At 66.1% G+C, this 18,896-nt stretch carries 21 protein-coding genes; 12 read left to right on the forward strand and 9 right to left on the reverse strand.

Going from position 1 to position 18,896, the window contains the following annotated elements; genetic code table 11:
* The first annotated feature begins 20 nt into the window (after window positions 1-20).
* Together eccD and mycP are read left to right on the forward strand one after the other, a co-directional pair.
* On the forward strand, window positions 21-1,487 hold the full coding sequence (gene eccD, locus ACLMAL_RS00270; RefSeq protein ID WP_411997248.1) for a type VII secretion integral membrane protein EccD: 1,467 nt from the start codon (window positions 21-23) through the stop codon (window positions 1,485-1,487).
* Window positions 1,484-2,893 (forward strand): type VII secretion-associated serine protease mycosin, encoded by a 1,410-nt coding sequence (gene mycP, locus ACLMAL_RS00275; protein WP_411997249.1) that lies wholly within the window; start codon window positions 1,484-1,486, stop codon window positions 2,891-2,893. The genes eccD and mycP overlap by 4 nt, the downstream gene beginning before the upstream one ends.
* A gap of 180 nt (window positions 2,894-3,073) precedes the next feature.
* On the opposite strand, the gene ACLMAL_RS00280 is transcribed toward mycP, so the two are convergent.
* Window positions 3,074-3,316, reverse strand: coding sequence for a hypothetical protein (locus tag ACLMAL_RS00280; protein WP_411997250.1), 243 nt, complete (start codon window positions 3,314-3,316; stop codon window positions 3,074-3,076).
* A gap of 216 nt (window positions 3,317-3,532) precedes the next feature.
* A complete protein-coding gene (eccB, locus tag ACLMAL_RS00285; protein WP_411997251.1) occupies window positions 3,533-5,017 on the reverse strand; it encodes a type VII secretion protein EccB in 1,485 nt (494 codons plus the stop codon).
* Between the two features lie 112 nt (window positions 5,018-5,129).
* Here eccB and eccE point away from each other — a divergent pair, with 112 nt between their 5' ends.
* Window positions 5,130-6,782: a type VII secretion protein EccE gene (eccE, locus tag ACLMAL_RS00290; protein ID WP_411997252.1), complete on the forward strand. Its 1,653-nt coding sequence runs from the start codon at window positions 5,130-5,132 to the stop codon at window positions 6,780-6,782.
* Here eccE and ACLMAL_RS00295 read toward each other — a convergent pair.
* Window positions 6,770-7,330: an NADPH-dependent FMN reductase gene (locus ACLMAL_RS00295; protein ID WP_411997253.1), complete on the reverse strand. Its 561-nt coding sequence runs from the start codon at window positions 7,328-7,330 to the stop codon at window positions 6,770-6,772. The genes eccE and ACLMAL_RS00295 overlap by 13 nt on opposite strands.
* Window positions 7,331-7,587: 257 nt before the next feature.
* On the opposite strand from ACLMAL_RS00295, the gene ACLMAL_RS00300 reads away from it, so the two are divergent.
* Window positions 7,588-8,430, forward strand: a complete 843-nt coding sequence (locus ACLMAL_RS00300; protein ID WP_411997254.1) for an NAD(P)H-binding protein — start codon at window positions 7,588-7,590, stop codon at window positions 8,428-8,430.
* Between the two features lie 129 nt (window positions 8,431-8,559).
* Here the strand turns inward: ACLMAL_RS00300 and ACLMAL_RS00305 are convergent, their stop codons facing one another.
* Window positions 8,560-9,369 (reverse strand): S-methyl-5'-thioadenosine phosphorylase, encoded by an 810-nt coding sequence (locus ACLMAL_RS00305; RefSeq protein ID WP_328409334.1) that lies wholly within the window; start codon window positions 9,367-9,369, stop codon window positions 8,560-8,562.
* Window positions 9,370-9,616: 247 nt separating this feature from the next.
* Here ACLMAL_RS00305 and ACLMAL_RS00310 point away from each other — a divergent pair, with 247 nt between their 5' ends.
* Entirely contained in the window at window positions 9,617-9,961 is a 345-nt protein-coding gene (locus tag ACLMAL_RS00310; protein WP_406236406.1) for a metal-sensitive transcriptional regulator, read from the forward strand.
* Between the two features lie 7 nt (window positions 9,962-9,968).
* Here ACLMAL_RS00310 and ACLMAL_RS00315 read toward each other — a convergent pair whose 3' ends face one another.
* A complete protein-coding gene (locus ACLMAL_RS00315; protein ID WP_411997255.1) occupies window positions 9,969-10,529 on the reverse strand; it encodes a DUF1772 domain-containing protein in 561 nt (186 codons plus the stop codon).
* 28 nt (window positions 10,530-10,557) lie between these two features.
* The gene (locus ACLMAL_RS00320) at window positions 10,558-11,391 is read right to left on the reverse strand and encodes an NmrA family transcriptional regulator (RefSeq protein WP_411997256.1); all 834 of its coding nucleotides are present in this window, start codon (window positions 11,389-11,391) and stop codon (window positions 10,558-10,560) included.
* A 117-nt stretch (window positions 11,392-11,508) separates the two neighbouring features.
* Between ACLMAL_RS00320 and ACLMAL_RS00325 the strand changes: the two genes are divergently transcribed.
* The 3 genes from ACLMAL_RS00325 to ACLMAL_RS00335 all read left to right on the forward strand — a co-directional run bounded on the left by ACLMAL_RS00325 (window position 11,509) and on the right by ACLMAL_RS00335 (window position 13,623).
* Entirely contained in the window at window positions 11,509-12,411 is a 903-nt protein-coding gene (locus tag ACLMAL_RS00325; RefSeq protein ID WP_411997257.1) for a LysR family transcriptional regulator, read from the forward strand.
* A 577-nt stretch (window positions 12,412-12,988) separates the two neighbouring features.
* The gene (locus ACLMAL_RS00330; RefSeq protein WP_411997258.1) at window positions 12,989-13,447 is read left to right on the forward strand and encodes a hypothetical protein; all 459 of its coding nucleotides are present in this window, start codon (window positions 12,989-12,991) and stop codon (window positions 13,445-13,447) included.
* 26 nt (window positions 13,448-13,473) lie between these two features.
* Window positions 13,474-13,623 (forward strand): hypothetical protein, encoded by a 150-nt coding sequence (locus ACLMAL_RS00335; RefSeq protein ID WP_411997259.1) that lies wholly within the window; start codon window positions 13,474-13,476, stop codon window positions 13,621-13,623.
* A gap of 283 nt (window positions 13,624-13,906) precedes the next feature.
* On the opposite strand, the gene ACLMAL_RS00340 is transcribed toward ACLMAL_RS00335, so the two are convergent.
* Window positions 13,907-14,329 carry a DUF6924 domain-containing protein gene (locus ACLMAL_RS00340; protein WP_411997260.1) on the reverse strand — a complete coding sequence of 141 codons (423 nt, stop codon included), beginning with the start codon at window positions 14,327-14,329 and terminating at the stop codon, window positions 13,907-13,909.
* Window positions 14,330-14,535: 206 nt separating this feature from the next.
* Entirely contained in the window at window positions 14,536-14,979 is a 444-nt protein-coding gene (locus ACLMAL_RS00345; protein ID WP_411997261.1) for a pentapeptide repeat-containing protein, read from the reverse strand.
* Window positions 14,980-15,459: 480 nt separating this feature from the next.
* Here ACLMAL_RS00345 and ACLMAL_RS00350 point away from each other — a divergent pair, with 480 nt between their 5' ends.
* Complete coding sequence (locus ACLMAL_RS00350; RefSeq protein ID WP_411997262.1) at window positions 15,460-15,693, forward strand: hypothetical protein; 234 nt, start codon at window positions 15,460-15,462, stop codon at window positions 15,691-15,693.
* A gap of 131 nt (window positions 15,694-15,824) precedes the next feature.
* On the opposite strand, the gene ACLMAL_RS00355 is transcribed toward ACLMAL_RS00350, so the two are convergent.
* Window positions 15,825-16,721 (reverse strand): LysR family transcriptional regulator, encoded by an 897-nt coding sequence (locus tag ACLMAL_RS00355; RefSeq protein WP_411997263.1) that lies wholly within the window; start codon window positions 16,719-16,721, stop codon window positions 15,825-15,827.
* A gap of 48 nt (window positions 16,722-16,769) precedes the next feature.
* On the opposite strand from ACLMAL_RS00355, the gene ACLMAL_RS00360 reads away from it, so the two are divergent.
* The 3 genes from ACLMAL_RS00360 to ACLMAL_RS00370 all read left to right on the forward strand — a co-directional run bounded on the left by ACLMAL_RS00360 (window position 16,770) and on the right by ACLMAL_RS00370 (window position 18,893).
* Window positions 16,770-17,495: an SDR family NAD(P)-dependent oxidoreductase gene (locus ACLMAL_RS00360; RefSeq protein WP_411997264.1), complete on the forward strand. Its 726-nt coding sequence runs from the start codon at window positions 16,770-16,772 to the stop codon at window positions 17,493-17,495.
* Window positions 17,496-17,561: 66 nt separating this feature from the next.
* The gene (locus ACLMAL_RS00365) at window positions 17,562-18,485 is read left to right on the forward strand and encodes an NADP-dependent oxidoreductase (protein WP_411997265.1); all 924 of its coding nucleotides are present in this window, start codon (window positions 17,562-17,564) and stop codon (window positions 18,483-18,485) included.
* 141 nt (window positions 18,486-18,626) lie between these two features.
* The gene (locus tag ACLMAL_RS00370; RefSeq protein WP_411997266.1) at window positions 18,627-18,893 is read left to right on the forward strand and encodes a recombinase family protein; all 267 of its coding nucleotides are present in this window, start codon (window positions 18,627-18,629) and stop codon (window positions 18,891-18,893) included.
* The last annotated feature ends 3 nt before the right edge of the window (window positions 18,894-18,896 follow it).

Consider the following 18,896-nt stretch of genomic DNA (forward strand, 5'->3'; position numbering starts at 1 on the left):
GAAGACGAGTTGGGGGAAGCTTGACGCACGCGCGCCTTGACCATATCGACGAAGAGTCCTCGCGCGGAATTGTCCGTGCACCGGACTTGGCTCGAGTGACGATTCTGGCCAAACACACTCAGGTGGATATGGCGATCCCGGTCGACGTTCCCGTCGCCCTGGTGATTCCGAGCGTCGTCGACATGGTCGCCCAGCACAGCCGCACCAACGATTTCGACAACCAGGGCGAACGCTTCGAGCCCGCCGAGTGGGTGCTCGCCCGTATCGGCCATCCGCCGTTCTCCAACTCGCTGAGCCTCGGCGAACACGGTGTCCGCGACGGCGAGCTGCTGATGCTCGAAAGTGCTTCGCACACAGCGCCGATGCCGCTGTTCGACGACATCATGTACAACGTCGCGATCGCGGACACCGACCACTACCGCAGCTGGAGTCCGAAGGTCGCGCGACTCACCGGCTCTATCCTCGCCGCGATCACCATGATCGTCGGCTGCCTCGGTCTGCTGCTGGCCAAGGACGCGCTGCCCGGCTACGTGAGCGGGTCGATCGCGCTGACGGTCGCCATCCTGCTCGTCGTCGCAGGCATGGTGTTCAGCCGCATGTACGGCGACACCGGCACCGCGCTTGTGCTCGCCGGCTGTGCGCTGCCCGCGGCGTTCACCGCGGGCATGCTGCTGGTGCCCGACGATTACGACTGGGCGCACATCCTGCTCGGCTCGGTCCTGCTCGGCGCCACCGCGATCCTCGCGTGGCGCGTCACCGGTGTCGGCCTGGCGCTGTTCATCGGCGCGAGCACCCTTGCGGTGTACGCGGTTCCGGCCGCGATGGTCGGTCTGCTCACCGAGCAGTCGCTGCCCGCCATCGGCGCGGTCGCCGCCGCACTCGGACTCGGCGGTCTCTCGCTGGCGCCACGGGTTTCGATGCTGCTCGCCAAACTGCCGCTGCCGCCGGTGCCTTCGCCGGGCACCCCGATCGACCCGACCGAGGACGATCCGGACGACCACCGCGCGCTGCCGACCATGGATGCCCTGCGGGTCAAGTCGGAGCGGGCCCGCATGTACCTCGGCGGACTCGTCGCAGCGACCACGCTCATCACCGTCGCGGGTTCGCTGGCGGCCACCGACCCCGACGCCGAAAGCCCCTACTGGCAAGGCATCGCGCTCGCACTGGTCTGCGCGATCGTGCTGATGTTCCGCAGCCGCACCTACGCAGGCGCCGAACAAGCCGTGGTGCTGATCGCAGGCGGCGCGGCCATCGTGCTGATCATGCTGATCGGCGCGAGCATCGGCATGGAGCAGCCGCTGATGGTCTTCGGCGCCGCGATGGTCATCCTGATCGCCGCGCTCATTCTCGGCATCATCATCCCGAACCAGTCTGCGACGCCGCCGATGCGCCGCGGCGTAGAACTGCTCGAGTACGCGTTCGTCGCCGCCGTACTGCCGCTGGTGTTCTGGGTGGCCTCGCTCTACTCGCTCGTTCGCGGGCTGTGAGCGCGACCCTGCGCGTCGCGGCCGTCGCCGTAACGCTGGGCCTGAGTGCGTCATTCGGGCTCGGCGCCGGGCAGGGAGTCGCGCACGCCGACCGGCCGCCCCCGGTGAACCCGAGCCTGCTGCCGGCGGGCGATCCGGCGGCCCCACCCGAAAAGACCGAGCGGCCACCGAATTCCGACTGCAATAACACGGTGTCCGGCGGCGACGGACCGAGCATCCCCGCCGCGCAACGCTCGCTGGACCTGGAAAGTGCCTGGCGGTTCTCCCGCGGTGAAGGCCAGATGGTCGCGGTAATCGACACCGGCGTCGCCCGCCATCTCCGGCTTCCCGGGCTGGAGGCCGAAGGCGACTTCGTGGCCAATGTCGGCGACGGTACCGAGGACTGCGATGCCCACGGCACGTTCGTCGCCGGCCTCATCGCCGCGACAAAGGTTGACGGACAGGGCTTTTCCGGCGTCGCCCCCGAGGCACGCATCATGACCATCCGGCAGACCAGCAAGATGTATCAGCGGGAAGGCCGGGCAAAGGAGCGCAACCCCGACGACCTGCCCGAAGGCTACGGAAACCTGCCGACCATGGCCTCGGCCATCCGGCGGGCCGCGGACAAGGGCGCCACCGTAATCAATATCTCCGAAGTCTGGTGCGGCCCGGAGAAAGACCGCGACGGATCAATCGGCGCCGCAGTGCAATACGCCACCCTCGTGAAGAATGTGGTCGTCGTGGTTGCCGCGGGAAACAAGGACGACGCGTGCAAGACCGACCAGGCGATCATCGATCCACTCGATCCCACCGCCGACCCGTGGAGCAAGGTCCAGGTCAATGTCGTCCCAGCCCGCTGGGACGACTACGTGCTTGCGGTCGGCTCGATCGATGCCAACGGCGCGCCGTCGAAGTTCACTGTGCCAGGCCCTTGGCTCGGCGTAGCCGCACCCGGCGAGAACATGATCTCGCTCGACCCGCGCAGCACCGGGACCTCCACCGGAACCATCGACACGCGTGGCGACCAGAAAACGATGAACGGCACAAGCTTTGCCACCCCGCTGGTGTCCGGCGTCGTCGCCTTGGTGCGCGCCCGCTTCCCCGAGCTCAGTGCGCAGGAAGTGATCAAACGGATTCAGGCCACCGCGCACGCACCCGCCGAAGGCTGGAATCAGTACGTCGGGTACGGCGCCGTCGACCCGATTGCCGCGCTGACCAACGAGGTGACCGGCGGGCTACCGCCCAAGCGCCCGAGCCCGGCAGCCAGCACTCAGCTCGCAGTGCCCGCACCGGCTCCCGCGCCCGACCACCGAGCGCGAAATATCGCACTGATCGGCACCGGAATCATCGCGGCCGCACTGATTCTCGGCTACCTCGCGTCATTCCCTATCCGGCGCAGATTCGGAGTTTCCTCCGAGGACATGTAGCGCGATCGACCAAAGCCGCTGGCGGATAGCCGAACTGCGCTGCGCGGTGGATCGTTGAGCGCGCTGCAAACGCACGCGAGGGTCTCGGCAACCTGTGCCGAGACCCTCGCGTGGGTTCCTGATCAGCAATCACCCGAGCAGTCGCTGTGATTCAGCTCGAGGCAAGCCTTTCGACTCGGCTCAGTAGGAAGTTTTTGGCGTCAGCTCCGCCCGACCATCCGACATCGGTGAACAACCCCAATATCTGTGTTCCTGATGGGCGTCGAGATCGCTGTTGCATTCCGCCATAGAATCGTATTTCTCGTTACCGGTGATAGTGCCGGTATGTGCGTATGCCGCCCCTGCGCCAACGATTCCGGCCGCTCCTCCGCCGAGCGCTGCCACGGCCGCGAACGATGCGATCGCTCGATAGATCTTGGTCATTGCCACTCCCTCTTCTGATACCGAGCGGCGAATGCCGCCCATCAGACGAGTTGCTTCCGGTCGTGAAGATTCTTGCGCTGCAATGGAATTCGCTACCGAACCCACCTACACGCACTCTTCGCTCCAGAACTCGGCCCATCACCATCTCTGACGTACCGCGACCAAGATCGGTTCCGTTGAAACCCCAACATTTTCGATCGGTCGCCGGACCGCTGCTCACTTAATAGATGCGACAGGCTGTTTCGCCGGCGACGGGTCCGGAGCGACGCCGTCGTGCGCGACCATCGCCTCTTCCCTGCCGAGGCTGGGGCCGGAGGCGAGCAGGCCGACGATCGGCCACGGCGCTGGTTCCGGCTGCACACCTGCCTCGGTATCCATCCCGAGTGCTTTGGCCGCGTCGGCGTTCTTGACGCCGTAGCGGACTCCGGTGTCGGCGATATAGAACTGGCTGTCCTTGCGGCGGCTATCGGGTTCGATGCCGGTGCTCTGGATGAACGCGCCGGTGCCCGGCTTGATGTACACCGAGTCGGCGTTGGCCCCGGAACCGTCCGCCTGCGCGAGCGGCACCAGTTTGGCCTTCTCCGGAATCGGCAGCGCCACACCGGTGATCACCGAAAGCTCGGCACGGTTACCGTCCTTGTTGTCCGCGGCCGCGGCGATCGGGCTCCAGGACAGGCAGCCGACCGGCTGGTCCTTGGACTGGATGATGGTCGGCGCGGTGTGCGGGTAGAGCTCTACGCGCAAAGTGTGCGAGACATCCGCATTGGTCTTGTCGATCTGATCGATCGTGGTGGTGGTCGCTGTGGACCGGTAGCGGTTGCGAATGATCTTGGCGGTCAACGGGGAAATCGGCTGCAACCCGTCCTGCAGGACCACATAGTGGCTACCAGGCTCGGTGGGCACTTCCACCACGTCGCCGATCCGATGGTTGGCGACCGGGTAGTTCACCGCCGCGCCCGGATCGTTGATCGGGGGCGGAATGATCGGCAGCACTTCGGGAATCGTGTTGAGCAGGCCCGCACCGATCGGTCGTGGAGCCATGCCGGTGATATTCAGCGCGTCGGTGACGGCGCGGTCGGTCATGTCGACTCGGGCGCGCCGATTTTCGTACACCAGATACGCCGAGTCCTTGCCCTGCACGAGCAGGGCCTTGTCCTTGCCCATGACCGAGGCTTTTTCGCCGAGCTCGGGGTCACCCGCGAGCACCGAGGTGGTGAGGTCCTTGCTGCCGTCGTTCTTCAGCTGATCGCAAACCGTCCAGGCGCGGCCCTTGCCGTCCGTCTCGAAACGCAGCGAGGCGGGCGCACCGGGAATGCCGATCAGCTGGCCGCGCGGCTTCTTGCCGAGTTCGGAGTCCTTGACGACCGCGGGCTTGGCGGGCTCCCCAGCGGCCAGCCGAGCCGAAGCGAGGTTCAGCGCGGGATGCACGACGTCATCGATGACTACATAGACGCCACCGGATTCTTTGCCGATCAGGATCTTGTTGCTGCCGATCTTGTCCTGTGGGCGCAGCAGCGCGAGCACGCCGCAGCCGGCAAGTACGACAATGGCCAATACCAGCCCGGCCGCGTACGCACGCGACTGCGAGCGCATCGGATCGTGCAGCATCCGCACGTCCCTGCGGACCAGCGCATGCTCCATCCGCCGGACCAGGAAGCGATAGCCGCTGACCTGCCAGCGAGTAGTGGGTTTTGAAGGCATGTTTCCTCCCCCGAACAGTGCTCACGTTCGCGGAACACAGTACAGTTCCCGGGGACTCTTGTTCAGCTCGGCCGGTAGGAAACGGCCGATATCGGGTACTTGGGGGACGACGATGGCCGAATCTGCCGGCGCGGGACCACGCCCGCTCCTCGGGCGCATTTCGCTGCAGAATCTGCTTGTTGCACAGGTGATCGGACTCGTAGCCGGACTGCTCGCGCTGCTCGTCGGACTTGCGGCGCTGCCCGCTCTCGCCGTGGCCGTCGTCGCCGCGCTGCTGCCGCTCATCCCCGTTGCCAAACGGACCCTGCTGGACTGGATGAGCACCTGGTGGCGCTATGCCACGCGCGATGACTACGAGATCGGCGACACCGTCGATTTCCGTGGCACCGATGGTCGTTCGCTCGGGCTGTACTGGGACGGGGTTCGGGTTGTGACGGTTGTCGAGGTGCTCGCCCCCAAGGGTGGGCTGACTCGCATCGCCCGCACGACGGTGCACGCCTCGCACCTGCTGCCGCTCCCCGAGCTGGCCAAATGCCTCAACCAGCACGACATCCTGCTCAGCGGCATCGACATCATCAGCCACGGACACCGCAGCCGCTCCGGCACACCGGCGGGCAAGATCTACGAATCGCTGCTCGGGCCGCTGCCCGCCACCGCGCATCGCACGGTGTGGTTGGCCATCAGCTTCGACGCGATCACCTGCCCGGAGGCCACGGCCCGCCGCGGCGGCGGCAGCGAGGGCGCCTCGCGTGCGGTAACCATTGCGACACAACGCATTATGCGTACGTTGGAGGATGCCGACTGCAGCGCCCGCATCCTTACCGCACCGGAAATCCGCAAGGCGGTCCTGCAGATCACCGCCGGTTTCGATCCGCGCACGCTGACCCACCGCTGGCGCTACGCGGAGATCGGCAACAGCGTGAACATCGGCAGTGCGGTCGACCCCAAGCGGCTCGGCTCCGACCTGCTCTCCCAGCTGTGGGTGGCGCCCTCGCGCGGCACCACGGTCGCGGTGCGGCTGCGTCCCGGTAGTTCGGCCGAGTCGGTGAGCATCGGCGCGGCCTGGCGGCTGACCGCACGCGAGCTGCCGGAGCGGACCAATCTCAAGGGCCTCATCTCGATGAACGGCCGCCACCGCGACGGACTGCTCGCCCATCTCCCGCTGGCCATCCCGGCTCTCGACGACACCGTGCCGGTGGCCGAATATCCGATCGATGTGATCGGCGCGCTGCACCTGCCGTCGTCGGGCTGCGGTCAGCTGATCGGCTCGGACGACGAGGCTCAGGGTGTCGCGGTGCGAATCGTCGGCACCGGCATCTCGACCGTCTATGTCGCAGGCGAGCTATATCTGGCGCAGCAGTTGGTGTTCCGCGCACTCGCGGTCGGCGAGCGCATCCTGGTCCGCACCGATCGGGCGCACGCGTGGGAGAACCTGGTGAACACCATCGCCAACCCCGAGCGGCTCACCCTCGCGGTCGAAACACACCAGTCCGACGCGGGTTTCACGGCCACTGTGGTCGACGGGGTGCTCGCGCCCGCGCCGCACGCCGGTGTCACGACGATCTACGTCACCGGCGACCCGATGGGCTGGCCCGCCACCCGTCCCGACCTGTCGATCCACCAGCCCGGCGCCATCGGCAACCACGTCATCCTGCGCACCGGCACCGCGCAGGTCGACCTCACCCTGGTCTCCATCCCCCGCGAGGCCACCTACATCGGCCACCCGCGCGGCCGCCGCGCCATGGTGGGTAGTCAGCCCGGGTAGGGGTCGGCGGTGCGGGCGGTTCGCAATGTTCTTGCCCACCAGGTCAGTTGGCGAATCAGGCGGTCGGCGGCGTCGATGGCGGCACCGTCGTGGGTCTCCCCCGCTGCGTCGAACTGCTTCTTCGCCTGATGGAAGCTGACCGTCTCACGGATCGAGACCATGTGGATTTCGGCGACTACCTGACGCAGCTGTTCGACGGCGCGTAGACCGCCGGAAAGGCCGCCGTAGGCGACGAAGCCGATCGGTTTGGCCCGCCATTCCCGTTTCGCCGTGTCGAAGGCGGTTTTCAGCGAGGCCGGATAGCCGTGGTTGTACTCGGAAGTGATCGCCACGAAGGCGTCGGCGGCGGCCAGCCTGGCGCGGTATGCCTCGACCGTCGGCGTATCGGTGAGATCGACCGGCAGCGGAGTTTCCCTGAGATCGATAACGCCCGTATCGAATTCGGGATTTGCCCGCACCGTCCGCAGGAACCAGTCGGCGACGACCGGGGCGAAACGCTCCGGCCGCACGCTGGCCACGATCACTTCGAGCCGCAACGGGTTGTCCACAGCGTGAGCCTATCGCCGCAACATGGCAGCGACGAGCGGCACACCAGCGAGAGCGCTACTCGACGTTTGCCGCAGCCATGAGCCACTCAGCACCACTCCCCGGCTACCGATCGAGGCCTACGCCCACGGTTGGCCTGCGAGAGTCACGAAATTGCCAGCCTCGCAGGTGTTCCCGTCAACAGGGATCTACTTCCCGCGTTGTGGGCGGCGCATGTCCTATGTTCGGGTGGACCGATCCCGAGTCTGCAGGAGGCGAAATGATTCTGGTAACCGGTGCTACCGGGAACATCGGCACAGAATTGGTTGCGCAGTTGAGTGATTCCGGGAAGCGGGTGCGGGCACTGGTGCGGGATCCCCAGCGCGCGACGCTGCCTGCCGGTGTCGAAGCCGTGGTGGGAGATCTGAATCAGCCGGAGAACATGGCCGAGGCGCTCGACGGCGTCGACGGGATGTTTCTGATGCCGGGCTATGCGGGCATGCCCGAACTGCTCGCGCGCGCGAAAAAGGCCGGGGTGCAACAGGTTGCGTTGCTCTCGGGTGGTTCGGCGGCGCTGGAGGATATGAGCAACGCGGTCTCCAGGTACATGACACAGTCCGAGCGGGATGTTCGGGAATCCGGGCTCGCGTGGACATTTCTGCGCCCGCGCTCGTTCATGTCGAACGCGCTGCGCTGGCTGCCGCAGCTTGCCGTCGGTGACGTGGTGCGGGCCCAATTCTCCGAGGTCAGGGTGGCCGCAATTGATCCGGGCGATATCGCGGCCGTCGCCGCGGCGGCGCTCACCGGAGGCGGGCTGGAGGGACGCATCCTCGAGCTGACCGGGCCACAGGCGTTGCTGCCCGCCGATCAGGTCGCGGTGCTGGCCAGAGTGCTCGACCGCCCGCTGGTCTGCCAGAACCTGACCAACGAGGAGACCGTTGCGGAGCTGGAGGCGAGCATGCCCAGCGAATACGTCGAGGCGTTCGTCAGCTTCTTCGTCGACGGCACACTGGACGAGTCCAAGGTCCACCCCACGGTCCGCGAGGTGACCGGCCGCGACCCGCACACCTTTGAACAGTGGGCCCGCACCCACGTGGCCGCCTTCGCGGCCGCGACACCGTGAGTGGAGCGGTTCGAATCTCGGCCCACTCCGCCAGGCCGGCCGACGCTGCTCGGTCGGCCTACTCCACTCGATCGGCCCACTCCACCCGGAGGCGAACGTCCCTCGATCGACAACCTCTCGTTCGATGACTCAGGGCAGCTCGAACGGCAGCGTCACGCCCCCGTGCACACTGCACTTCGCACAGGTGTCGGTGTGCGGAACAGCCGACACCGAGCGGCGGATCAGCTCCTTGAACGGACCGAGGTTCTTCTTGAACTCGGCGAAGACGTCGGTGGCATGCACACCGTGGCCCTCCTCCATGCCTGCATCCAGGTCGGTCACCAAAGCGACTGCGGCGTAGCACATTTCCAGTTCCCGAGCGAGCACCGCCTCGGGATGGCCGGTCATGTTCACCAGTTCCCAGCCCTGGGCCGCGAACCAGCGGCTCTCGGCCCTGGTGGAAAACCGGGGGCCCTGCACGACCACCATGGTGCCCGACGACTTCATCGGCAGCTCATCGGTCGCGGATTTCGTCGCGGCGGAACGCAATTCTTCGCAGTAGGGATCGGCGAAGGAAACGTGCACACCGCCGCCGTCGAAGTAGGTCTGCGGCCGCCCCGAGGTGCGGTCCACCAGCTGATCGGGTACCGCGACGGTGCCGGGCCCCCAGTCCGCGCGCAGGCTGCCGACCGCACACGGGGCGAAGATCCGACGCACCCCGAGCGAGCGCAGCGCCCACATATTGGCCTGGTACGGCAGCGTGTGGGGGGCGTACTCGTGTTGCTTGCCGTGCCGCGGCAGGAACGCCACCGGCCGACCCTCTACTTCGCCGATCGCGACCGGCGCGCTCGGCTTGCCGTAGGGGGTGTCGACCTCGACGGTGGTCGCCTCGTTGTCGAAGAAATCATAGAAGCCACTACCACCGATGACGGCGATCGCGGGCCGGGCATGCGAACTCATGCACATGATTGTCCCGCCCGGCTCCGTGCGCCGGCCGGAAGGGTCCCCGTCCGCACCTCCGAGCGCACCTAGGACGCACTGAGCCCGTCACAGCGTCGGCACCGTGCCGACCATCGCAGCGACGGCCCTGCAGGTGCCCGACCGGCCCGGCCGGGCGCTGACCTGACAAGTCACTTGATCCGTTGTACCCTAGGGGGGTATTAATCAGTTCAGGCCGGAGATCCGGCAGGCAGCGAGGAGACAGCCGGTGACACCCCACCCGTCGCACGACACCGCGGCCACCCAGGATCACGCCGCAGACGACCACTCCAGCCATGGCTACATCACGGCCAAGGACGACTACCTCAAGCGGCTGCGCCGGATCGAGGGGCAGGCCCGTGGACTACAGCGCATGGTCGAGGAAGAAAAGTACTGCATCGACATCCTCACCCAGGTCTCCGCGATGACCAAGGCGCTGCAGGCAGTCGCGATGGGCCTGCTCGAGGACCACATCAGCCACTGTGTCGTCGATGCGGCGGTCGCCGGTGGCCCCGAGGCCGACGCCAAGATCAAAGAGGCCACCGACGCCATTGCCCGCCTGGTCCGTTCCTGACGGTCCGCTAGTGCGACATCGGCCGTGCCGGTGACAGTTTCGCGGCACGCGGGTCTGCGACCACCTCGACGCCGGCCTGTCGGCCGGATCGCAACAGCGCCAACGCGAAACACGTCAGTGCACCGACATTGACGACTGCGCGCGCGATGTTCCAGGCCACCCACGGGCCTTCGAACTCGGCGCGCACGGCGGCCGGATCCGCGATCGTCGCCGGATCACCCGCCGCGGCGAGCTTGTCGTTCAATGGCACGTTCGCGCCGCTGGTGATCAGGAACATCACGAGATAGCAGATGAATCCGGCGATCGCCCAGTACCGCACTGCCGGGTCGCCGGAGCGCCAGTTCGCCACCACCGCAGCGAGTCCGGCGACCAGCCCACCCATGAACATGGTCATGAACAGCGGATTCACAATGGCCACATTGATGTTCTGCATGACCTCGACGAATGCGGCGTCGCCGCTACGTTTCAGGCCGGGCATCACCGAATAGGCGAACGCGGCGAACAGCCCGGCCATCAGTCCGGCCGTCACCGCCGCGAGAACCAACGTGGTCGATCGCAAAGCCTTCATGACGCGGCTCCCTTCCCGAGGGCGGTCCTCATTCGGCATCCCAGACGCCGTCGGCCGCTGCTGCTTTCACATACTCGGCGAAATCCCGCGGCGGACGGCCGAGGCCGCGCTGCACACCGTCGCCGAGATACGCATTGCGGCCATCCAGGACGGTGGTGAACAGATAGCCGAGGAACTCGATCAGGTAATCGGGCACCTGCGCCTCGGCCAATGCCGCCGCGTAGTCCTGCGGCGACACTTGGACGTACTCGATCGAACGCCCGGTGGCCGCGGCGATTTCGGCGACCGCCTCGGCGAAGGTGAGCATGCGTGGTCCGGTCACCTCGTATACCTGGCCGGCGTGTCCTTCCTCGGTCAGCGCGGCCACCGCGAGATCGGCGATGTCATCGATATCGATGAACGGCTCGGGGACCGCCCCGACCGGCAGCACCAGCTGCCCGGCCCGCAGCGGGGCAAGGAACTCGCCCTCGCTGAAGTTCTGAGCGAAGAAGCTGGACCGCACCACCGTCAGCTCCAGCCCCACCTCGGCGAGCGCCTGCTCCGCGGCCTGCGCCTCCTCCTCGCCGCGGCCCGACAGCAGCACCAGCCGCCGCACGCCCGCGGTCGCGGCCATCTCGCCGAAGGCGCGCACTGCCTCCGGGGCACCCGGCACCGCGAGATCCGGCTGGAAGGAGACATACACCGCGTGCACATCCAGCAGCGCAGGCGCCCAACTCGCCGGGTTGTCCCAATCGAACGGCGGGTCGACGGAGCGAGAGCCGACGCGTACCGGAGCCCCGATGGCCTGTAGCCGCTCGACGATCCGGCTGCCGGTCTTGCCTGTGCCACCGAGCACAAGGATGTATTCGGAGTTCTTACTCATAGATCGGTGTTCCTCAATTCACGTGGACAACTGCCTTTTCAAGGATTAAGAAGGGTGGTCCTGGGAACAACGACGCGTTACGCAACAACCGTTTAGGCCCACTCAACGATCGACGGGATGGCCATGGAACGGCACGAGATCGAAGCGTTCCTGACGCTGGCGGACGAGCTACATTTCGGCAGAGCAGCCGAGCGGCTGCGGGTGTCGCCGAGCCGGATCACCCAGATCATCCAACGCCTCGAACGCCAAATCGGCGCACCACTTTTCGAACGAACCAGCCGCAAGGTGACCCTCACTCCCATCGGGCAACTACTGCGCGAGGATCTGCTACCGGGGCACCAGCGAATTCAGCAGGCCATCGAGCGCGCGACCGCCGAAGGTCGCGGTGTCACCGGTGTGCTGAACATCGGATTCAACGGCGCCGCCGCCGGTCAGCTGATTCTGGAGGCGACCAAGCACTTCCGCGCGGCGCACCCCGGCAGCGAGGTGAATATCCGAGAGGTACAGATCAGCGACGGCCTCATCGGCTGGCGCAGTGACGCTTTCGACATGGTACTGATCGGCCGTCCGATCGATGAGCCCGACCTGGTCACCGGCCCGACCCTGATCAGTGAGGCGCGGATGCTCGCGGTGTCCTCCCGGCATCCACTGGCCCGGCGCGCCTCGATCTCGCTGGAGGATCTCACCGCGGTCACCCTGCTGCGGATGCCGACGACGCTGCCCGACTCGGTCGTGCAGGACCGGGTCCCGTCGCACACGCCGAGTGGCGCGCCGATTGCGCACGGCAGGCGCGCCCAGACCTTCCAGGAAATCCTCACCCTCATCGGCGCGGGCGAGGGCGCTTTCATCGTCGGAGCCCAGGTCACCCGCTTCTACCTCCGACCGGACGTCACCTACCTCCCGTTCGACGACGCCCCACCCGTTGAGTGGGGGTTCGTGTGGCGGTTCTCCCGGGAGACAGCCAGAGTCCGGGCGTTCAACGACGCCGCGATGGAAACGAGCAAGAACCGTCAGCACTGATCCCGGCAGTTGCGCAACGTGATGCTGCAGAACCCAGGCACGGTGGAACGAAATCCGGGTCGAGCGGCTGCACATATTTTCGACTGCCATGGGCCTCGATCAGTGGGCATATCGGTGGACCGCTGACACCAAACGGGGTCCCGGTAGTAATCGTGCAAAAGACAACCGAGTTCGCGTAGCCGGGGTAATCAACAGTCGATGGGTTCCTGAGCGGTCCGGTTGTCTCCCCTCCTCGTTTCGTGCCTGGACCAGGCTTGTTTGGCGTTTCTCTGCACTTGATCACTCGGGTGAAGTAGCCTCGGGGGGAACACGTTCGCGAGGGGATCACGAAATGTGCAGTCTGCAAGAACGTTTCAGCGACACCATCACCGAGGTCAAAAGGCTGGACAACGAGCCGAGCATCGAACTGCGGACCACCACGCACGAGCCCGCCGCACGCTAACGGGAAAATGGGGGTTTACCCGGAGGCGGTAGTGGACCGTCCTTGATATCTTTGCTGCACAGAACGTTTCGATGTGCTGTGCGGACCCTGCGGTGGGGTTCCGTTCGAGTAGGAAGCCGACCTTTGCTGACAAGAATGAATCCGGGCCGCGCGCGGGTGATGGTGGCGCGAGCCGTCGTGATCACGACAATGGCGCTGGCTCCCGCAGCCGCGGTGGTGCCCGCGCTCGCCGCTCCCTGTACGACGGCCCTGACCGTCGGCTGCCAGTCCGACGGCTACGACGCCTTCGGTTACGACAGCTTCGGCCGCGACCGCTTCGGCCGCGACCGATCCGGTTACGACAGTTTCGGCCGCGACCGCTTCGGTCGGGACCGATCTGGTTACGACAGCTTCGGTTACGACAGCTTCGGTCGGGACCGCTTCGGCCGGGACCGCTTCGGTTACGACAGCTTCGGTCGGGACCGCTTCGGTTACGACAGCTTCGGTTACAACCGACAGGGTTGCGCTCGAAACGGCGAGGACAAGCCCGAGGCCGACCATGCCGCATGCGAGAGTGCGCGTCAGGTGCGTCCGCCGACCGGCAGCGCTTCTTGAGTTGAGCGGATCGGGCGCGGTTCAGCGTGCGCGAGCTTGTCGACGCCAGTAACCCCCTGGACGCGGCGTGTCGGATCATGATCCTCGAAGACCAGCTCGCCGAAGCCGAACGCATCAACACCGACTTGCAGCGCGCCCTCGACGACCGGTCGCCCGGAAACCCCTCTGCGAGCTGAGTGATCCCGACCGCCGGGCTGTAGAGGCGGTATCGCCTACGACACAGCCAGACTCAACGGGTATGTGAACCGAATCGGTGGCCCGTCAGCAGCCACTAGCCGGCCCCCGGAATCCCGAAGCTGACCCGATCCGGGGTCCCGGTAGCGGCCGGTTGCCCAACGCCGGAACTACGTGCAGCTGTGGGCGGCCAGTGCCAGCCCACTGTCGTTCAGCGAGGGGCAAGTCGTCCATCCATAGCGCTCCGGGGATGGTCCTGTGGCCGGTCATGAGTGCCGGCCGCGATCACCGATCGAAGCCGCGGAAAACACCGTCGTCGTCGACGCCGCCGGCGTAGTCCTCGAAGTCCATGTTGGAGAGGAAGAAGTTGACCTCGACCTCGGCCATCGCGATCGGCGCGATCCGGAACACCGCGTCGCCGTCCCCTCGGGCATCCTCGTCGCTGGTATCGACCGCCAGCAGTGGGTGCTCGGGGTCGGTCATCGTTGTGGTGTCGGCGAGGAACACATAGGTCTGGCCATCGACCAGATCACCTAGGTCGGCGGGGGACAGCCCGTCGAAGATCACGTCGTCGACGGGTGTCAGCTCTGACATCGCGTCTTCGTCGTAGGACGCGATGACCGCCGCGAGGGTTTGGGCCCACGCCGCGTCGTCGGTGAAGTCCGTACGCACCAGAAGTGATTCGCCCTCGGGCAGAGACCGTGCCATACGCCCGATTGTGCACTACAGCAGACGAATACCATGCGCCACCAACATCACGACGTCAAAATTCGCCGATACGAAAATCCTCAGATCCGGGCGACGTCAGCTTCCACCAATGGGTGACGTCACAGATCGCCGATAGAACCACCCGGCATAGTTGCGCTACCACCTGCTGGCCGTTGGGTTTCGTGTGTTGATGTCGGAGTGCGCTGTCACACTTCGGGTATGGGGATGGAGACTTCGATGTCGGTGAAAGATGCTGTGCGCCTTGCCGAACAGTACGTGACAGGCACGATCGAGATCATGAATGTCGGGCGCAGCAACCCCGCGTTCGCCCACACGATCGACGATCTACGTGACGGATTCCTACGCGGGGGTGCCGCGGGCAGGCAGCGGAACCTGATGTTGTTGAGTGAGCTCGCGATCACGCCGGTCAGGTTCGCGCCGGACAGGTCGGCGCCGGACAGCTTTGCACCGGTCAGGTACGCGTCGGTCAGGTTCGCGCTGGTCAGGTCCGCGCCGACGACGTGTCCAAGGCCCCGGTGCACTTCGGGAGCCCGATACCCAAGGACGTCGACCTGGTGGGCGCGCTGCTCGGGGAAGGCGGGCCACAGTACGGCGAATTCGCCTTCAGGCTGTTCTCGGCCGGTGTGCATGCCAGCCACACCTGTCGACGGTCCTGACGCTGCAGACCATCGGCGTCAGTCGTGAGGGGGTGACCTCGGCGCAGTGGGACTTGCTGACGGAGACGCTGGCCGCCATCACCTCCGCGGCAGCCGCCGGATACATCGCCGCATGCGAACGAGCGATGGCCTATTTCGGTGTCGAAAGCAGCACAGCGAGAATGGATTCAGCGATGGACATCCTGGTCGAGGTGTCAGCGTCGGCAAGGCCGAGTCACAGCTGATCATGGCTTGCTGTCGTCGGGGTGCAGGGTGCTGAAGTGCACCGGTTGCCCGGCCCGGCGGTCGGGCAACGGCCACCGGAACCCCTCGCCGTTGGCGCGTCATCTGTCCGGTCCGGAAAACTCGAATGGTAGTTGCGGCCTGGCCTTTTCCAGTAATGATCGTGACGGACGCTGGTGGATGGAGCGCAGAATTCCTAGCCTTCTTGGACATCCACACGAAGGGAATCACATGAAGTTCTTCACGTATTCAGTGCTCGCATTGGGGATGGTCGGCACTATTTTCGCCGGGACTACCGGAACGGCAGCAGCGGTCGGTGGAACCTTCGGCTACTTCGATACTCTGGACAAGTGCGTAGACCAGGGGCACCGGCTGGGTCTCGTAGAACCAAACGGTGACGATGCCTTTTTCTGCCTCCCACTTCCCGACGGCATGTACGTGGGCAACCCGGGCGCAAGGCCCTAGTTGTGCTGTCTTGTGAGGGCTGGGTGTGAGCTGCCGGTTTCCCGACAGGTGTCGCCTCGGCTGGTGATGGGTCGAAAACGTTCGTTTTTGACCCATCACATCGTGCGGTACGCGGTTGCGGATGTTATCGGCTAGAGGCGTATCGCCGTACGGACGAGGTCGGCGACGGCTTTGGATCTGCTGTGTGGTGGCCAGGCGATGACGGTCGTGACGGCCGGTGCGTCCGGCACCGGCACGATGGCGAGATTGTCGCGTAGTTGGGCGCGGAGCGACTCGGGCACGACCGCGCAGGCCCGTCCGAGCGTGATCAGCTGGGTCAACTGGGTATGGTCGCGGACCTGCGGGCCGGGGCCGTCCGGATAACTTCCATCCCGTCGAGGCCAGCGCGGCAGGGGCAGGTCCGTCAGGGCGTTGACCTCGGCCATCGACATGTGGGGTCGGTTGGAGAGGGGGTGCCCCGCGGGCAGGACCACGACCTGCTGTTCGGTGTGCAGGTCCTCGGTGTCGAATCCGGCCGTCGTGTCATAGGGCCGGTGGAGCAGAGCAACGTCGGCACGCCCGTTGCGTAGCAGGCTTTCCGGTTCGCCGGGCCCGCACAGCACCACCTCGACAGCGACAGCGCAGGGGTCGGCGGCGTAGGCGTCCAGCAGCTTCGACAACAGTTCGCTGGACGCTCCTGCCTTGGTGGCCAGCACCACACCTGGCCGCTCGGCAGCGGCGCGGCGGGTGCGGCGCTCGGCGGCTTCGACCGCTTCGAGAGCGAACCGGGCCTCCCGCAGCAGCACCGCCCCGGCCTCGGTCAACGTGATCGCGCGAGAACTGCGGTGCAGCAGAACGACTCCGAGCCGCCGTTCCAGCTGCTGGATCGCCCGCGACAGCGGTGGTTGCGCCATCGCGAGCCGTTGCGCCGCCCGCCCGAAGTGCAACTCCTCGGCGACGGCGACGAAGTATCGCAACTCCCGCGTCTCCACCATGGCATCGTATCCGGCGCTCACCACGACCAATACCCGTGCGGTATCGCCGCCCACCCAATCGGTCTTGGACGCCCTACCCGAGTCCGCAACATGATCAACGGCATGAGTGAACGGACGATCGCACTGGTGACCGGCGCGAACAAAGGAATCGGATACGAGATCGCGGCGGGCCTGGGCGCCCTTGGCTGGCGAATCGGTGTGGGCGCGAGGGATCAACAACGCCGCGACACCGCGGTGGAGAAGTTGCGCGCGGCCGGGACCGATGCGTTCGGCGTGCCGCTCGACGTGAACGACGACGCGAGTGTCGCCGCCGCGGCCGAGCTGATCGCCGACCATGCCGGAGGGCTCGACGTCCTGGTCAACAATGCCGCGATCACCGGCGGTATGCCACAGACACCCACCACGGTCGATCCCGCGACCGTGCGAGCTGTCGTGGAAACCAACGTGATCGGCGTCATCCGGGTCACCAACATGATGCTGCCCATGCTGCGCGGCTCGGCATCACCGCGAATCGTCAACATGTCCAGCAGCGTGGGCTCGCTCGCCCTGCAGACCACGCCCGGCATCGACATGGGCCCGGTTCCCGCTGCGTACTTGGCGTCGAAGGCCTTCCTCAACGCCGTCACCATCCAATACGTCAAGGAACTGGGCGACACCAACATCCTGATCAACTCCGGCTGCCCCGGTTTCACCGCCACCGACCTCAACGGTTTCCGAGGCGTCCGCACACCACAACAGGGGGCGGCGATTGCGATTCACCTCGCGACCCTGCCCGACGACGGACCGACCGGCGGATTCTTCGACGACGCCGGAACAGTGCCCTGGTGACGGGCACCCCGGTGCGAACCATTCCCGAGTCAGCCGCGCATCGCGCGCCGGAGGAGAAGCAAGACAATGACAAAGGCAGTCAGGTACGACGAATTCGGCGGAATCGACGTCCTGCGGATCGACGAGGTCGACCGCCCGGTGCCCGAGGACAGGCAGGTCCTCGTGCAGGTAAGAGCGGCAGGCATCAACCCCGGTGAGGCGGCCATACGCACCGGCGCGATGGCGGACATCTTTCCCTCGACCTTTCCGTCCGGGCAGGGCAGCGATCTCGCCGGAGTTGTCGCCGAGATCGGCACCGGTGCGGGCCGATTCTCGGTCGGCGACGAGGTGATCGGATTCTCCGAGCTGCGGGCCGCCCAGGCCGAGCTGGTCCTGGTCGACGTCGACAACCTCACGCCCAAACCGAAGAACGTCTCATGGGAGGTGGCGGGCGGCCTATACGTCGCCGGCGTGACTGCATGGGGGGCAGTGCATTCCGTACAGCTCGAGAAGGGCGAGAGCGTCGTCATCTCCGGAGCAGCCGGAGGAGTCGGCTCGCTCGCCGTTCAGCTCGCGCGCCGTGCCGGAGCCACGGTCATCGGCCTGGCGAGCGAGGGCAACCACGAGTGGCTGCAAAGCCACAGCGTGATCCCCGTCGCATACGGTGACGGCGTCGCGGACCGGATCAAGGCCGCCGCACCCAACGGCATCCATGCCTTCATCGACACCTACGGCGGCGGGTACGTCGAACTGGCCCTCGCTCTCGGCGTCGCAATCGAGCGGATCGACACCATCGCCGATTTCGCAGCAGCCGCAAAGTATGGGGTCAAGACTGAACCCGGGACCAACGCCAGGCCGGGCGCCGAGGTGCTCGCCGAACTGGCCGGCCTGATTGCCGACGGACACCTCGAAGTCCCGATCGCGAACGTCTACCCGTTGACGCAGGTTCGTCAGGCCTACACCGAACTCGAACGCAGACACACCCACGGCAAAATCGTACTGAGGCCCTAGCCGGCACTACACAGTGCGGCGTGCTTGCAGGGGACTGCTCAACCGCGGGGGCTGATTCCCGTCAGCACGGTTGTCTGCCCCCTAAGGCCACGACACTGCCGACCACACATCTGTCTTGTCGGCCCTTTCTCACTCCGCGGCATGGCAACCGCGACAAAGGATCTCGACATCTCCGAACCGCTCACCCTCGACGGCGATGCGCTCGATCCGATCGGTGGGGGTGGGGCGCTCATCGGCTACGGCCGCGTGTCGACGCGCGATCAGAATCTGGACCGTCAGATCCATGCCCTCACCGCAGCGGGATGCCAGCGGATCTTCAACACCACATCTGTTGTTTTTGCGCCGTTACTACCGCAACCCCCAAACCAAGGTCTACCACCCCTCCCACTTCGAGCACAGATGGCGTAGTGC

This window comes from Nocardia sp. CWNU-33 (assembly GCF_046764895.1).
GTDB lineage: Bacteria > Actinomycetota > Actinomycetes > Mycobacteriales > Mycobacteriaceae > Nocardia.

Excerpts from the sequence above, each read along its gene's own strand:
- ACLMAL_RS00280 (WP_411997250.1), bottom strand. The coding sequence starts at position 3,316 with ATGACCAAGATCTATCGAGCGATCGCATCGTTCGCGGCCGTGGCAGCG.
- eccB (WP_411997251.1), bottom strand. The coding sequence starts at position 5,017 with ATGCCTTCAAAACCCACTACTCGCTGGCAGGTCAGCGGCTATCGCTTC.
- eccE (WP_411997252.1), top strand. The coding sequence starts at position 5,130 with ATGGCCGAATCTGCCGGCGCGGGACCACGCCCGCTCCTCGGGCGCATT.
- ACLMAL_RS00300 (WP_411997254.1), top strand. The coding sequence starts at position 7,588 with ATGATTCTGGTAACCGGTGCTACCGGGAACATCGGCACAGAATTGGTT.
- ACLMAL_RS00305 (WP_328409334.1), bottom strand. The coding sequence starts at position 9,369 with ATGAGTTCGCATGCCCGGCCCGCGATCGCCGTCATCGGTGGTAGTGGC.
- ACLMAL_RS00315 (WP_411997255.1), bottom strand. The coding sequence starts at position 10,529 with ATGAAGGCTTTGCGATCGACCACGTTGGTTCTCGCGGCGGTGACGGCC.
- ACLMAL_RS00320 (WP_411997256.1), bottom strand. The coding sequence starts at position 11,391 with ATGAGTAAGAACTCCGAATACATCCTTGTGCTCGGTGGCACAGGCAAG.
- ACLMAL_RS00325 (WP_411997257.1), top strand. The coding sequence starts at position 11,509 with ATGGCCATGGAACGGCACGAGATCGAAGCGTTCCTGACGCTGGCGGAC.
- ACLMAL_RS00330 (WP_411997258.1), top strand. The coding sequence starts at position 12,989 with ATGAATCCGGGCCGCGCGCGGGTGATGGTGGCGCGAGCCGTCGTGATC.
- ACLMAL_RS00340 (WP_411997260.1), bottom strand. The coding sequence starts at position 14,329 with ATGGCACGGTCTCTGCCCGAGGGCGAATCACTTCTGGTGCGTACGGAC.
- ACLMAL_RS00345 (WP_411997261.1), bottom strand. The coding sequence starts at position 14,979 with ATGCACACCGGCCGAGAACAGCCTGAAGGCGAATTCGCCGTACTGTGG.
- ACLMAL_RS00350 (WP_411997262.1), top strand. The coding sequence starts at position 15,460 with ATGAAGTTCTTCACGTATTCAGTGCTCGCATTGGGGATGGTCGGCACT.
- ACLMAL_RS00360 (WP_411997264.1), top strand. The coding sequence starts at position 16,770 with ATGAGTGAACGGACGATCGCACTGGTGACCGGCGCGAACAAAGGAATC.
- ACLMAL_RS00365 (WP_411997265.1), top strand. The coding sequence starts at position 17,562 with ATGACAAAGGCAGTCAGGTACGACGAATTCGGCGGAATCGACGTCCTG.
- ACLMAL_RS00370 (WP_411997266.1), top strand. The coding sequence starts at position 18,627 with ATGGCAACCGCGACAAAGGATCTCGACATCTCCGAACCGCTCACCCTC.